Raw genomic sequence first — 15,070 nt, 5'->3', positions numbered from 1 at the left:
ATGTGGCCACAGCCTGCGACCACAGGGATACAGTAACAACATTACCGCAACGATAACATTAACGGTAGCGTTTTATGGGGCTATTTTGATCCTGTTCAGCCAGCCAGGCGAGCTTTTCACCAATCTTGCCTTCAAGGCCTCTGTTTGTCGGGAAATAATAGCGCGTTTGTGCTATTTCCGGCGGGAAGTAAACCTCACCGGCAGCATAAGCGTTTGCTTCATCGTGGGCATAACGATATTCCTGCCCGTAGCCCATTTCCTTCATCAGTTTGGTTGGCGCATTACGCAGGTGTACCGGCACGTCATAATCCGGACGTTCACGGGCATCAGCTAACGCGGCTTTAAACGCGGTGTAGACAGCGTTACTTTTTGGCGCGCAGGCCAGGTAAACAATCGCCTGGGCTATAGCGCGTTCACCTTCTGCCGGGCCTACGCGGGTAAAGCAATCCCAGGCAGCAATCGCCACCTGCATCGCACGCGGGTCGGCATTGCCCACATCTTCTGAAGCAATCGCCAGGCAGCGACGTGCGACATATAACGGATCACCGCCCGCAGTAATAATCCGCGCATACCAGTACAGCGCTGCATCGGGTGCGCTGCCGCGCACCGATTTATGCAGCGCGGAAATCAGATCGTAAAAGCGATCACCTTTGTTATCAAAACGAGCGCTACGCTCACCTGCAATTTCGGTGAGTAATTCAGGCTTCAGGACACGTTTGCCGCTGTCATCGACTTCGGCCATATCCGCCATCATTTCCAGCGTATTTAACGCCCGGCGCGCGTCGCCATTCACCAGTTCAGCAATAGCTCGTCGCGTCGAGTCTGGCAAAACTATATCCTGCCCACCGTAGCCGCGCGTTTTGTCTTCCATCGCCTGAGTTAGTACTTGCTCAATATCCTCGGTGGTCAGGGATTTGAGCAAATAGACCCGAGCACGCGAAAGCAAAGCTGAGTTAAGCTCAAATGACGGGTTTTCGGTTGTTGCACCAATAAACGTGATGGTGCCATCTTCAATATGTGGCAGAAATGCATCCTGCTGGCTTTTGTTGAAACGGTGAACTTCGTCAACAAAAAGAATAGTGCGGCGACCAGCATTGCGATTTTGCCGCGCGCGCTCTATCGCTTCGCGGATTTCTTTCACGCCAGAGGTGACAGCAGAAATACGTTCCACATCAGCATTTGCATAACGGGCGATCACTTCCGCGAGGGTCGTTTTACCGGTTCCCGGCGGCCCCCAGAGGATCATGGAATGCAGATGTCCGGCTTCGATAGCACGCGGCAACGGCTTCCCCGCAGCCAGCAAATGTTGCTGTCCGATATACTGTGCTAAATTTTCTGGCCGCATACGCGCGGCCAGAGGTTGAAAAGTATTATCCGAAAAATCGAGCGACAGGTTGCTCACTCAAGTGCCTCTACTTACGTTGATCATCTACCGTTACGCCTTGCGGCGGGGTGAAGGTAAATTTCGCTGCATCCACTGCCCCATTTTGCTGGGATCTCAGCTGATAACTGCTGCGTTGGTCATCCTGTTCCACCGCGCTGAACTGATGGATGGTGCCATCACGGCCCACGTTAATAGTGAACTGCTTCAGGTTGCCATTGCTGGTTTTAGGGGTCAGGACAAAATCATCGCCGTTCTGTTTGATGTTGTACTGCTGCCAGTCGCTGGACTGGTTACGTGCGATTAGCATAAATGGCGTATTGCCGGTGGCATCTTTCAGCCAGGTCGCCGTAGCCTGTTCAACAAACGGGTTATAGAACCACAATGTTTTACCGTCGGAAACCAGAATGCTTTCATCAGGTTGGGTCATATGCCAGTTGAACAAATTAGGGCGTTTGACCCACAAATCACCCTGACCTTCCTGCACCGCAGCACCGCTACCGTCAGTTACTTTTTGCGTAAAGCTGGCGTGGAAGCTGCTGACTTTATCCAGACGGCTTTTCAGATCGCTTGCGGCATCAGCCCAAACACTGGACGCCACTAAACTTGAGAGTAATGCACAGGTGATGGCAATTTTTTTCATCATTGTTCCTCAAATTACGTCACTCCCGATCGGGAGTTCCCTCTACTCTCTATTCCAGGCTAATAATCAGCTTGAGGAAAGAAGAAAATACTGAATTTTCAGTTGATAGAGTGCCGGATGCGACGCTATCGCGTCTTATCCGGCCTACGATGCACCAATTAGTCAAACGGCGGCGGGGCCAGCACTTCACGATTACCGTTGTGCCCCTGTTCGCTGACGATCCCCTGCGCTTCCATCTGTTCTACGATGCGCGCTGCACGGTTGTAACCGATGCGGAACTGACGCTGTACGCCGGAAATCGACGCTTTGCGTTTTTCAGTGACGAACGCCACTGCCTGATCGAACAGCGGATCCAGTTCTTCAGCACCGTCGAAACCACCTGCTCCGCCTTCGCTTTCGCTGTCGGAGGTGATGCCATCAACATACTGCGGACGACCGCGCGCTTTCCAGTCCTGCACCACGGCATGAACTTCCTGATCGCGAACAAAAGCACCATGAACACGTACCGGCATGGTTGAGTTCGGCCCGGAATAGAGCATATCCCCCATACCGAGCAGTGATTCCGCGCCAGCCTGATCAAGAATGGTACGTGAGTCTATCTTGCTGGATACGGTAAAGGCGATACGGGTTGGAATGTTCGCTTTAATCAGCCCAGTAATAACATCCACCGAAGGGCGCTGCGTTGCCAGCACGAGGTGAATACCTGCGGCACGGGCTTTTTGCGCCAGACGCGCAATCAGCTCTTCCACTTTTTTACCTACCGTCATCATCAGGTCGGCAAATTCATCCACCAGCACCACAATGTACGGCTCTTTTTTCAGCACCGGATGCTGCGCATCCATACTGTCACCTGGCTTCCAGTACGGGTCTGGAATCGGACGCATCATGCGATCGGCTTCAGCAATTTTTTCGTTATACCCCGCCAGATTACGCACACCCAGCGCAGACATCAGCTTATAACGACGTTCCATTTCATTTACGCACCAGCGCAATGCGTTGGCAGCATCTTTCATGTCGGTAACGACTTCCGTCAATAGATGCGGGATGCCTTCATAAACCGAAAGCTCCAGCATTTTCGGGTCGATCATAATGAAACGAACATCTTCCGGCTGCGCTTTATAGAGCATGCTCAGGATCATGGCGTTTACACCCACCGACTTACCGGAACCGGTGGTCCCCGCAACCAGCAAGTGAGGCATTTTGGCCAGATCGGCTACGACCGGATCGCCTGCGATATCTTTACCCAAAACAATCGTCAGCGGCGATGGATTATCACGGAACTTCGCGTTATCCAGTACTTCGCGCAGATAAACGGTTTGTCGTTTTTTGTTCGGCAACTCCAGACCTACGTAAGGTTTACCTGGAATGACTTCAACCACGCGCACCGCCACGGTCGACAATGAACGAGCAAGATCGCGTGACAGGTTAGAAATACGCGCTGCTTTTACGCCCGGCGCCAGATTCAACTCAAAGCGGGTGATAACTGGCCCAGGTGAATAGTTGACCACATCAGCTTTAATGCGGAAATCGGCCAGGCGCGCTTCTACCAGACGCGCCATTTGCTCAAGTGCAAAGGTATCTACCGGTTCAACTTCGCCTGGCGGTGGTGTCAGCAAATCCAGCGAGGGTAGTGGCGTCGTTGGTTTATGCAACGGACGGCTATCACCGTTACGCATTAACAACGGATGAAGTAGAGTATCCTGCGGCTGTGGCGCTACAGGTTGCTGCGGCGGCTGATATTGCGGCTGCGGCGCTATCGGTTGTTGCGGCTGCTGATAGTGCGGCTGCGACGCAACTGATTGTTGCGGCTGTTGATACTGCGGCTGCGGCGCTACCGGTTGTTGCGGCTGCTGAACAGGTTCAACAATGGGCGTAAACAGCGGCTCGTGTGGGCCATCATCCACCAACGCTTTCATCGGCGAAAATTCAAAATCATCCAGTGAGAATGGATTTGCTCCCGCAGGTTGTTCACCGGAATAACGTTGCTGTTGGGTTTGGGCAAACTGACGAGCCAGCTCAGCCTCTGCCGCTGCATCTTCATCTTCAGGATTAGCTGGCGCATCATGCTGATACTGTTCTCCATAGCGTTGCTGCTGTGCCTGGGCGAACTGACGTGCCAACTCATCTTGCTGCATCGCATCGATTTCATCATCGTTATACTGATCGCCAGAATCGTACTGATTACGCTGCGCTTCGCGAGCTTTCTCTTCGGCGGCTCGCTGTGAAGGTAGCTTAATGCCATACGATGCCAGTTCACGACGAGTCGGAACACGAATACGCTTTGGTCGTGGCAACTGCGGGCCTATACCCTCTTTCACTTGTGGTCGAGGCCCACCGCTGTTTGCCAGGCTAAAAACAGGCGCTGCAACCGTTGCGGCAGCACCTGTCGCCAGAGTCGCTTTCTTCACGCCTGATGCCAGCGGCGAAACAGCTGCCATGGCTTCTACCGGAGGGACTGCGGCGGTAGTCGGTGATGACTGAACAGATTTAGCTAACTGAACAGGTCTAACAGACTCAGGTTCTTTAACTGGCTCAGGAATAGGCTGATACCAGGCGGCGAGCTGTTCACGTTCGCGCGCACGCTTCTCTTCCACTTCTTCAAAATAGTAAAGCGGCGGACGCGCAGGTTTTGTTTCTTCAACAACCGGTTCAGGCTCTACAACAGGCGGCTGCTGACGCAACGTCTCCTGAACGGCTGGCTGCTGGTAAGTTTGCTCAGGCTGGTATGTAGACTGCGCCGCAAAAGTGGATTGCGCCTCTTCAGCTTGCCATGCGTTATCAGCCACTGGCTGTTCAGGCACTGGTGCATAATAAGGTTGTTGAACAGGTTGTTCCGCAACAGGCGCATAATATGGCTGCTGAACCGGCTGTTCAGGCACTGGCGCATAATATGGTTGTTGAACAGGTTGTTCAGGCGCAGGCGCATAATAAGGTTGTTGAACAGGCTGTTCCGCAGCAGGCGCATAATATGGCTGCTGTGACTGCACAGGTTGTTGCGGATAACCTTCCGGCGCAGGGGCAATGACCGACTCGCCCGTTTGCGGCCCCGCCACAGGCTGCCAGGCCACAGCCGGTTGTGCAGGAGGAACATCAACAGGCGGCGTCTGAGTAACAGGTTCAACCGGCGCAGCCCAGCTTTGCGTCGCCGTGGTAGCAGCAGCTGCTGCCACAACAGGTTCAGTAATTGGGGCGCCGTTTAATAATGGATCGTACTCGTCATATTCTGGCTGCGTTGCACGGTTGCCTGAAAAGAGGACATCATCAGGATCAGCGGCTACACCGCGCGCAGTGTAGGTAACGTCGTCTTCATCATCCATCCGCTTACCGGAGAACAATGCAGCGTCTGTTTGCCGCCCCATCGGATTGATGAATTTTTCCGCCAGACGTTTACGACGCGCTAACGCGCCACGAAGAATACGAGCACGGCGCGATTCATGCTGTTTGCCGTTCTTCTCATCTTCATACTCTTCGTCGTCTTCATACTCTTCTTCATCAACCCAGGTATCGTCGCGACGAGTGCGGTTACTGGCGAAAGTGAGGATGTTTAAAATCCAGCCGCCCAGTTTTTCGGCAATGGTCACCCAGGACCAGCCAGTAAACAACGTCAGGCCAGCCGCCCAAACACAGAGCAGCGCAATGGTCCCACCACTGCTGTGCAACAGCGGTTGCAGCGTAGTGCTTAATAAGCTACCGATTACGCCACCGGAGGCAAAATACCAGATGTCGTCCGCGTTGATTGCCGCAAGGCCACAGGACGTAAGGATAAGCGCCAGCACACCAATAATTCGTAGAGAAACGGCGAAATAGTCAACGTACTCGTCGCTGGCCTGATGACGCCAGGCAAACCAACAGCCGCCAACAATAATGACCGGGATGGTGTAAGCCATCACGCCAAAAATGAAGAACAGCGTATCGGCCAGCCACGCACCAGGCGCCCCGCCTAAATTATGGATAGGCTCATGCCAGGCCGTTTGCGACCAACTGGGGTCCGAAGGGTTAAAGCTTAACAAGGCTGCCATCAACCAGACGGCAAACAGGACAATAAGAATCAGCAACGCCTCCAAAAGTCGGCGCCCGCTGCTTAACTTTGTCAATGTGACTTCTTTGTCTTCAGTGTATTCCTGGCTCAAGAAAGGCTCTCCAGGTTACAGGCTTTTCCTGCCCGATGCTAAAACGGACAACAGTACCAGGTTACCCCAGTACTGTTGCTGTATGGATTAACAGGAGTGTAATCAAAATACACTTATTTTGCACCTGTTCCGTGTTAGCGCGTCTTAATAACCAGACGATTACTCTGCTTGACTTCTTCCATAACAACGTATGTCCGTGTGTCATTGACGCCAGGCAGACGCAACAGGGTTTCCCCTAGCAGCTTACGATAGGCTGACATATCCGGCACGCGTGTTTTCAACAGGTAGTCGAAATCACCGGATACTAAATGACACTCCTGAATTTCTTCAAGTTTTTGCACAGCAGTATTGAATTGTTCAAACACATCCGGAGCGCCACGATTCAGAGTAATCTCAACGAATACCAGAAGTGATGCATCCAGATAATGCGGGTTCAACAGCGCTGTATAGCCCTGAATAAACCCTTGTCTTTCCAGCCGACGCACACGCTCAAGGCACGGCGTTGGGGAAAGTCCCACACGTTTAGAAAGCTCGACGTTAGAAATACGCCCATCCTTTTGCAACTCATTAAGAATGTTACGATCGATACGGTCGAGATCTTTGCCAGGGCGCTTCTTGCTATCTACCATTATTATTGTCTCTCTGTATTCCTTCCCTACTCCTGTCTGACCCTGAAGACATCACTGTTCAGAGTCGCTACCTGTCACGATAGACCGAAATCATTAAGATTCACGGCTCGCAATGCCTGGGTCTACGGTGAGAAGACCGTTGCCTTGAGGCAGCTATCGACATCACGAATGGCGTCTGTCCACGCCATGCGTAGATTTCACTAGCACGGTAAACATGGTATTTACATGCATGATTATGCGCACATAACAATACTGTTTTTTTCTTCCTCGAATGTTTTCGCAAAACACCAGGTGATTGTCAAAGCAAAACATCGTTTTTTAGTACAACATGCCAGTTATTCATTAACAGTGACGTTTAATCATCATTTAATCGGCTTATAAACCGGAAAAATTAAGTAGCAGGCGTGATAATGACGGGAGAATTTGACACGCTTATCGCTTTTGTCGATTGCACAAATCGTTAACAAAATCGTCATACTCTTTTTTTACGTCTGTAAATTCCCTACAATCCTGCCCATTGTCTGCCAACAACTATGGGGATCTCATGGGCACGACCAAACACAGTAAACTGCTTATCCTGGGCTCAGGCCCGGCAGGATATACCGCGGCTGTCTACGCGGCACGCGCCAACCTGCAACCGGTACTGATTACCGGCATGGAAAAAGGCGGCCAGCTGACGACGACCACTGAAGTAGAAAACTGGCCTGGCGATCCAAACGATCTGACCGGCCCGCTGCTTATGGAACGTATGCATGAGCATGCTACCAAGTTTGAAACTGAAATTATTTTTGACCACATCAATAAAGTGGATCTGCAGAATCGTCCGTTCCGCCTGACTGGCGACAGCGGCGAATATACCTGCGATGCGCTGATTATTGCCACCGGGGCTTCTGCACGCTATCTCGGCCTGCCCTCTGAAGAGGCTTTTAAAGGTCGTGGTGTCTCTGCCTGTGCGACTTGCGATGGATTCTTCTATCGTAACCAAAAAGTGGCGGTCATCGGCGGCGGCAATACTGCGGTTGAAGAGGCGCTGTATCTGTCTAACATCGCTTCCGAAGTACATTTGATCCACCGCCGGGATGGTTTCCGTGCGGAAAAAATCCTCATTAAGCGTCTTATGGACAAAGTGGAGAATGGCAACATCATTCTGCACACTAACCGTACGCTGGAAGAAGTGATCGGCGATCAGATGGGCGTCACTGGCGTTCGTCTGCGCGATACGCAAAACAGCGATAATATCGAGTCTCTCGACGTTGCTGGTCTGTTTGTTGCTATCGGTCACAGTCCGAACACTGCTATTTTTGAAGGACAACTGGAACTGGAAAACGGCTACATCAAAGTACAATCGGGTATTCATGGTAATGCCACCCAGACCAGTATTCCGGGCGTTTTTGCCGCAGGTGACGTGATGGATCATATTTATCGCCAGGCCATTACTTCCGCCGGTACAGGCTGCATGGCGGCACTTGATGCGGAACGCTACCTCGACGGTTTAGCTGACAAAAAATAATTTTACAAATCAGTAACAAAAGTAAAGAAGGCGACACCATGCGACTATGGGTCGCCTTTATTATTCCTCCGTTGTAACATTGCCCTGCAAAAAATTCTGATAACTCACCTGCTAAGCGTGCAATGAATAAATCCCGTCAAAAAGAGTTAACCCGCTGGTTAAAACAGCAAAGCGTCATCTCCCAACGTTGGCTGAATATTTCTCGTCTGCTGGGCTTTGTGAGCGGCATATTAATAATTGCCCAGGCCTGGTTTATGGCGCGAATTCTGCAACATATGATCATGGAGAACATTCCCCGAGAAGCCTTGCTGCTTCCCTTTACCTTGCTGGTGATGACCTTTGTGCTGCGTGCATGGGTGGTCTGGTTACGCGAACGGGTGGGCTATCACGCCGGGCAACATATTCGTTTTGCTATCCGCCGCCAGGTTCTTGACCGTTTGCAGCAGGCAGGGCCTGCCTGGATTCAGGGTAAACCTGCGGGGAGCTGGGCGACGCTGGTGCTCGAGCAAATTGACGATATGCATGATTACTACGCTCGCTACCTACCGCAAATGGCGCTGGCAGTCTCAGTACCACTACTGATTGTCGTCGCAATTTTCCCTTCTAACTGGGCCGCGGCACTTATTTTACTCGGCACTGCACCGTTAATTCCGTTGTTTATGGCTTTAGTTGGGATGGGTGCTGCCGATGCTAACCGACGTAACTTTCTCGCTCTTGCTCGCTTAAGTGGACATTTTCTCGATCGCCTGCGGGGCATGGAAACATTGCGTATTTTTGGTCGTGGTGAAGCTGAAATTGAAAGCATTCGCTCTGCTTCGGAAGATTTCCGCCAACGGACAATGGAAGTGCTACGGCTGGCGTTTTTATCCTCCGGCATTCTCGAATTTTTTACCTCGCTGTCGATTGCTCTGGTGGCGGTCTATTTTGGTTTCTCCTATCTCGGCGAGCTTGATTTCGGTCACTACAGCACGGGCGTGACGTTAGCTGCGGGTTTCCTTGCGTTGATCCTCGCTCCCGAGTTTTTCCAGCCGTTACGTGATCTCGGCACGTTTTATCATGCTAAAGCCCAGGCTGTTGGCGCAGCTGACAGCCTGAAAACATTTATGGAAACGCCCCTCGCCCATCCACAGCGTGGTGAAGTTGAGTTAACGTCTACCGAACCAGTGACCATCGAAGCCAAAGATCTGTTCATCACATCGCCTGAAGGTAAAACACTGGCTGGCCCGCTGAACTTTTCATTACCGGCAGGCAAACGTGCGGTACTGGTGGGACGAAGCGGATCAGGGAAAAGCTCACTATTGAATGCGCTTTCCGGTTTTCTCTCCTATCAGGGCTCGCTGCAGATCAACGGCATTGAATTGCGGGATTTATCTCCGGAATCATGGCGAAAACATCTCTCCTGGGTTGGTCAGAATCCGCAATTACCCGCGGCAACAGTACGAGACAACGTGCTGCTGGCGCGACCTGATGCCAGCGAACAAGAGTTACAAACAGCTCTGGATAACGCCTGGGTCAGCGAGTTTCTGCCACTCCTACCGCAAGGTATCGATACTCCCGTGGGCGACCAGGCTGCCCGCCTTTCCGTAGGTCAGGCACAACGTGTGGCAGTAGCGCGTGCATTACTTCATCCCTGCTCACTGTTATTACTGGATGAACCTGCAGCCAGCCTCGATGCACACAGCGAGCAGCGTGTGATGCAGGCGCTAAGTGCTGCCTCGCAGCGCCAGACAACGCTGATGGTCACCCACCAGTTAGAAGATCTTGCTGACTGGGATGTCATTTGGGTAATGCAGGATGGTCAGATTATTGAGCAAGGTTGTTACGCTGATTTAAGCGTCGCTAACGGTCCATTCGCCACGTTGCTGGCCCATCGTCAGGAGGAGATTTAAATGCGCGCGTTGCTTCCTTATCTGGCTCTGTATAAGCGTCATAAGTGGATGTTAAGCCTTGGTATTGTACTGGCAATTGTCACACTGCTGGCCAGTATCGGCTTGTTGACACTTTCTGGTTGGTTCCTCTCCGCCTCAGCGGTTGCAGGCGTTGCAGGACTGTACAGCTTCAATTATATGCTACCCGCTGCAGGCGTGCGTGGCGCAGCAATCACCCGTACCGCTGGGCGTTATTTTGAACGTCTGGTGAGCCATGACGCGACTTTCCGCGTGTTGCAACATCTGCGCATTTACACCTTCAGCAAATTGCTGCCCCTCTCCCCTGCCGGGCTGGCCCGCTATCGCCAGGGCGAGTTGCTCAACCGCGTCGTCGCCGATGTTGATACGCTCGATCATCTTTATTTGCGCGTTATCTCACCTCTGGTAGGGGCTTTTATGGTGATTATGGTGGTGACTGTCGGGTTAAGTTTTCTTGATTTCACCCTCGCCTTCACGCTGGGCGGCATTATGTTGCTGACACTGTTCCTGATGCCGCCGCTGTTTTATCGTGCGGGAAAAAGCACCGGGCAAAATCTTACCCATCTTCGCGGTCAGTATCGCCAACAGTTAACCGACTGGCTGCAAGGACAAGCTGAATTGACCATTTTTGGTGCCAGCGATCGTTATCGCACGCAGTTAGAGAACACCGAAATTCAGTGGCTGGAAGCGCAGCGTCGTCAGTCCGAACTGACCTCGCTCTCGCAAGCAATTATGCTGTTGATTGGCGCGCTGGCGGTAATTCTGATGCTGTGGATGGCCTCCGGCGGCGTTGGCGGTAATAGCCAGCCAGGCGCGTTAATTGCGCTGTTTGTCTTCTGTGCACTGGCTGCATTCGAAGCCCTGGCTCCGGTGACAGGTGCATTTCAGCATCTGGGGCAAGTTATTGCTTCTGCCGTGCGTATCACTGACTTAACGGACCAAAAACCAGAAGTGACCTTTCCGGATACTCAGTCCGCCGTTCCCGAGCAGGTTTCCCTGACGTTACGGGATGTTGCGTTCACTTATCCGGAACAATCCCAACAAGCGCTTAAAGGGATTTCTCTTCAGGCAAACGCCCGCGAACATATTGCGATTCTCGGGCGAACCGGATGCGGCAAATCAACATTGTTACAACTGCTAACCCGCGCATGGGACCCGCAACAGGGTGAGATTTTGCTTAACGGCAGCCCGATCGCAGACCTGAATGAATCGACATTGCGCCAGACCATCAGCGTTGTGCCGCAGCGAGTGCATCTGTTTAGCGCCACACTGCGCGATAATCTGTTACTCGCCGCACCTGGCGCTACTGATGACACTCTAGCTGAAATTCTCCGTCGCGTCGGTCTGGAGAAACTACTCGAAGACGCAGGGCTCAACAGTTGGTTGGGAGAAGGTGGACGTCAGCTTTCCGGCGGCGAACTGCGTCGTCTGGCTATCGCCCGTGCGCTATTGCACGATGCGCCGTTGGTATTGCTGGATGAACCAACTGAAGGCTTAGATGCCACAACTGAAAGTCAGATCCTCGAATTACTGGCTGAAATGATGCGAGAGAAAACGCTATTAATGGTTACACATCGGCTGCGTGGACTTTCACATTTTCAGCAAATAATAGTGATGGACAACGGGCAAATTATTGAACAAGGTACTCATGCAGAACTGCTTGCCAGACAGGGGCGTTATTACCAGTTTAAGCAGGGTTTGTAAGCTATTATTGAACGATCCGACTTGCGTAGTGGAGTTTTGCAGTCATGCGCCTGGTTCAGCTTTCTCGCCATTCAATAGCCTTCCCTTCCCCGGAAGGCGCATTACGTGAGCCTAACGGCCTGCTGGCGCTGGGAGGCGATCTCAGCCCTGCGCGGCTACTCATGGCTTATCAGCGCGGTATTTTCCCATGGTTTTCTCCGGGCGATCCTATTCTCTGGTGGTCGCCTGATCCACGTGCGGTTTTATGGCCAGAATCACTGCATATAAGCCGCAGCATGAAACGTTTTCATAAGCGCTCCCCCTATCGCGTCACGCTGAATTACGCGTTTGGTCAGGTTATTGAAGGCTGCGCCAGCGATCGCGAAGAAGGAACATGGATAACGCGAGACGTCGTCGAAGCCTACCATCGCCTTCACGAGTTGGGCCATGCCCATTCCATAGAAGTGTGGCGTGAAGGCGAACTTGTCGGCGGCATGTACGGCGTGGCGCAGGGAACACTGTTTTGTGGCGAGTCGATGTTCAGCCGCATGGAGAATGCCTCGAAAACGGCGCTCCTGGTTTTTTGTGACGAATTTATCCGTCATGGCGGTAAGCTTATCGACTGCCAGGTATTAAATGACCATACTGCCTCGCTTGGCGCCTGCGAAATTCCTCGTCGGGATTACCTCAATTATCTCTATCAACTGCGCCTCGAACGGTTACCAAATAATTTCTGGGTACCACGGCGATTGTTTTCACCACAAGAATGAATGTTTTCGGCACATTTCTCCCCAGAGTGTTATAATTGCGGTCGCAGAGTTGGTTATGCTCATTACTCCGCTGCCGATAAGGAACTTTTCGCGTCAGGTAACGCCCATCGTTTATCTCACCGCTCCCTTATACGTTGCGCTTATAGTGCGGCTTAGCCGTGTGTTTTCGGAGTTATGTGCCAAACCTGTTTGTTGCGAATTAGCGCACAAATCTTTACTTATTTACAGAACTTCGGCATTATCTTGCCGGTTCAAATTACGGTAGTGATACCCCAGAGGATTAGATGGCCAAAGAAGACAATATTGAAATGCAAGGTACCGTTCTGGAAACGTTGCCTAATACCATGTTCCGCGTAGAGTTAGAAAACGGTCACGTGGTTACTGCACACATCTCCGGTAAAATGCGCAAAAACTACATCCGCATCCTGACGGGCGACAAAGTGACTGTTGAACTGACCCCGTACGACCTGAGCAAAGGCCGCATTGTCTTCCGTAGTCGCTGATTGTTTTACCGCCTGATAGGCGAAGAGAAAGAACGAGTAAAAGGTCGGTTTAACCGGCCTTTTTTGCGTTTGGAGTTATGGGGAGTAAATCCTGGAGGATGGAGCGTTGAGTTTGAAAACTGCCTGTACGGCAGTGAACAGGCAGTTCACCGTTTCGAAATGAACGTATCCTTTCTAAGCTGCCTGTACGGCAGTGAACATAATGTTTGCGGTCATGCGCCCCCCTTGTTGCTTTCTAAGCTGCCTGTACGGCAGTGAACTAAGACGGTTATTTGTTTATGCGAGGGTAGGGTTTCTAAGCTGCCTGTACGGCAGTGAACAGAATGTCTCTTGAAAAGAAAGACTGGCACGCTTTCTAAGCTGCCTGTACGGCAGTGAACTCGAGCTGCAACTTGTGTAGGTCTTTCTGGCTCTTTCTAAGCTGCCTGTACGGCAGTGAACAGCACCACTGCCTACGCGCACTGCTACGGAATTTTCTAAGCTGCCTGTACGGCAGTGAACATTGATCCGCCTCAAGAGCTTCGCATCGCTGCTTTTCTAAGCTGCCTGTACGGCAGTGAACATTGATCCGCCTCAAGAGCTTCGCATCGCTGCTTTTCTAAGCTGCCTGTACGGCAGTGAACTTAACGAGGTACAGTGGTGCAAAAACAAATTATTTTCTAAGCTGCCTGTACGGCAGTGAACATTAATCGCGGCGTCAACGCTGCTGCGTTTCTTTTTCTAAGCTGCCTGTACGGCAGTGAACATTTCCAGCGCATAGCCCTGCATACGCCACCATTTCTAAGCTGCCTGTACGGCAGTGAACAGTGAGCTGGAGAAAATGGGCGCACCGGAGCTTTTCTAAGCTGCCTGTACGGCAGTGAACATCACCAAAGACGGCTTCATGTTTCTTGTGATTTTCTAAGCTGCCTGTACGGCAGTGAACTATTTTGGGCGTTATTGTCAGGGTGTTTTATTTTTCTAAGCTGCCTGTACGGCAGTGAACTCACTCTCCGGCAACCGGGCGCTGATAGTCCATTTCTAAGCTGCCTGTACGGCAGTGAACCCCGTCGAGTCGATACAGCCGCCATTTGCCGTTTTCTAAGCTGCCTGTACGGCAGTGAACTTCCGCCGTTATTGCTGGGCTACACGAGTGCTTTTCTAAGCTGCCTGTACGGCAGTGAACATGGCCGCGCCACGCGCAGTGGCAGATAACAGTTTCTAAGCTGCCTGTACGGCAGTGAACAGCCGCCGACGCGGTGGTGCTGGCAGCATAATTTTCTAAGCTGCCTGTACGGCAGTGAACTGGAATAATAGCAGACTATCCGATTGATTTACTGTTAAAACTTACAAAATCGCCGAGTCATACCCTTTTTCCAGACTTCAAAATAGCAATAAACAAAATCAATGAGTTACATTTCACCCTGAAAAAAGGGCCGATCGGTACTTCTTCAATTTCATATTTTCTACATAGCTTTTGATAAACAATTGACCAGAACGCATACGGTCATAATCTCGGTCGAACAAATCGTGTGTTCATTGCATAACCAAACAAACCAATCTAAATAAATTCTTCTTGACCGTTTTACTCCAACTCCCTATAGTAGCGCCCCGTTGCCACCCATGAGGTCAGGCAGCAAAACAATTTGGTGAGGTGTCCGAGTGGCTGAAGGAGCACGCCTGGAAAGTGTGTATACGGCAACGTATCCGGGGTTCGAATCCCCGCCTCACCGCCATATTTTAAGAAGAGCTCGTACGAAAGTACGGGCTTTTTTTTCGCATGTTGCACAGCCTGGCGGGGATGAGAAGCCCGGACCCGGGTTCGACAACTGGCGGCAGCCAGTTGGACAGACCGCGAACGCAGTGAACGGGCTGCCCGCAGGGCGAGCGAAGCGAGTCAATCCCCGCCTCACCGCCATATTTTAAGAAGAGCTC

General features: G+C 51.7%; 9 protein-coding genes, 1 tRNA gene and 1 CRISPR repeat array. Of the genes, 6 read left to right on the top strand and 4 right to left on the bottom strand.

The genetic code is table 11. The features are described 5' to 3' along the window. Window positions 1–58: 58 nt before the first annotated feature. The 4 genes from rarA to lrp form a co-directional block, all read right to left on the bottom strand. Window positions 59–1,402: a replication-associated recombination protein RarA gene (rarA, locus tag A9180_RS09565; protein ID WP_064528304.1), complete on the bottom strand. Its 1,344-nt coding sequence runs from the start codon at window positions 1,400–1,402 to the stop codon at window positions 59–61. A gap of 10 nt (window positions 1,403–1,412) precedes the next feature. Next, entirely contained in the window at window positions 1,413–2,024 is a 612-nt protein-coding gene (lolA, locus tag A9180_RS09560; protein WP_064528301.1) for an outer membrane lipoprotein chaperone LolA, read from the bottom strand. 158 nt (window positions 2,025–2,182) lie between these two features. Then, complete coding sequence (locus A9180_RS09555; RefSeq protein WP_064528298.1) at window positions 2,183–6,154, bottom strand: DNA translocase FtsK; 3,972 nt, start codon at window positions 6,152–6,154, stop codon at window positions 2,183–2,185. Window positions 6,155–6,288: 134 nt separating this feature from the next. Next, the gene (gene lrp / locus A9180_RS09550; RefSeq protein WP_000228473.1) at window positions 6,289–6,783 is read right to left on the bottom strand and encodes a leucine-responsive transcriptional regulator Lrp; all 495 of its coding nucleotides are present in this window, start codon (window positions 6,781–6,783) and stop codon (window positions 6,289–6,291) included. 544 nt (window positions 6,784–7,327) lie between these two features. Here lrp and trxB point away from each other — a divergent pair. The 6 genes from trxB to A9180_RS09520 all read left to right on the top strand — a co-directional run bounded on the left by trxB (window position 7,328) and on the right by A9180_RS09520 (window position 14,871). Next, a complete protein-coding gene (trxB, locus tag A9180_RS09545; RefSeq protein WP_064528295.1) occupies window positions 7,328–8,293 on the top strand; it encodes a thioredoxin-disulfide reductase in 966 nt (321 codons plus the stop codon). Between the two features lie 122 nt (window positions 8,294–8,415). Further along, the gene (cydD, locus tag A9180_RS09540) at window positions 8,416–10,182 is read left to right on the top strand and encodes a heme ABC transporter permease/ATP-binding protein CydD (protein WP_064528292.1); all 1,767 of its coding nucleotides are present in this window, start codon (window positions 8,416–8,418) and stop codon (window positions 10,180–10,182) included. Beyond that, a complete protein-coding gene (gene cydC / locus A9180_RS09535; RefSeq protein ID WP_064528289.1) occupies window positions 10,183–11,904 on the top strand; it encodes a heme ABC transporter ATP-binding protein/permease CydC in 1,722 nt (573 codons plus the stop codon). Between the two features lie 44 nt (window positions 11,905–11,948). Continuing rightward, window positions 11,949–12,653 carry a leucyl/phenylalanyl-tRNA--protein transferase gene (gene aat, locus A9180_RS09530; protein WP_064528286.1) on the top strand — a complete coding sequence of 235 codons (705 nt, stop codon included), beginning with the start codon at window positions 11,949–11,951 and terminating at the stop codon, window positions 12,651–12,653. A gap of 284 nt (window positions 12,654–12,937) precedes the next feature. Continuing rightward, window positions 12,938–13,156, top strand: a complete 219-nt coding sequence (gene infA / locus A9180_RS09525) for a translation initiation factor IF-1 (protein WP_001040187.1) — start codon at window positions 12,938–12,940, stop codon at window positions 13,154–13,156. 111 nt (window positions 13,157–13,267) lie between these two features. Continuing rightward, a CRISPR array of direct repeats spans window positions 13,268–14,441; the repeat unit is 28 nt; unit sequence TTTCTAAGCTGCCTGTACGGCAGTGAAC. A 342-nt stretch (window positions 14,442–14,783) separates the two neighbouring features. Further along, a tRNA-Ser gene (locus A9180_RS09520) sits at window positions 14,784–14,871 on the top strand. Window positions 14,872–15,070 lie beyond the last annotated feature (199 nt).

Source organism: Escherichia sp. B1147, assembly GCF_001660175.1.
GTDB classification, from domain to species: Bacteria; Pseudomonadota; Gammaproteobacteria; order Enterobacterales; family Enterobacteriaceae; genus Escherichia; species Escherichia whittamii.
Note: the sequence above shows the minus strand (reverse complement) of the source record. Positions and strands in the feature narration are given on the sequence as shown.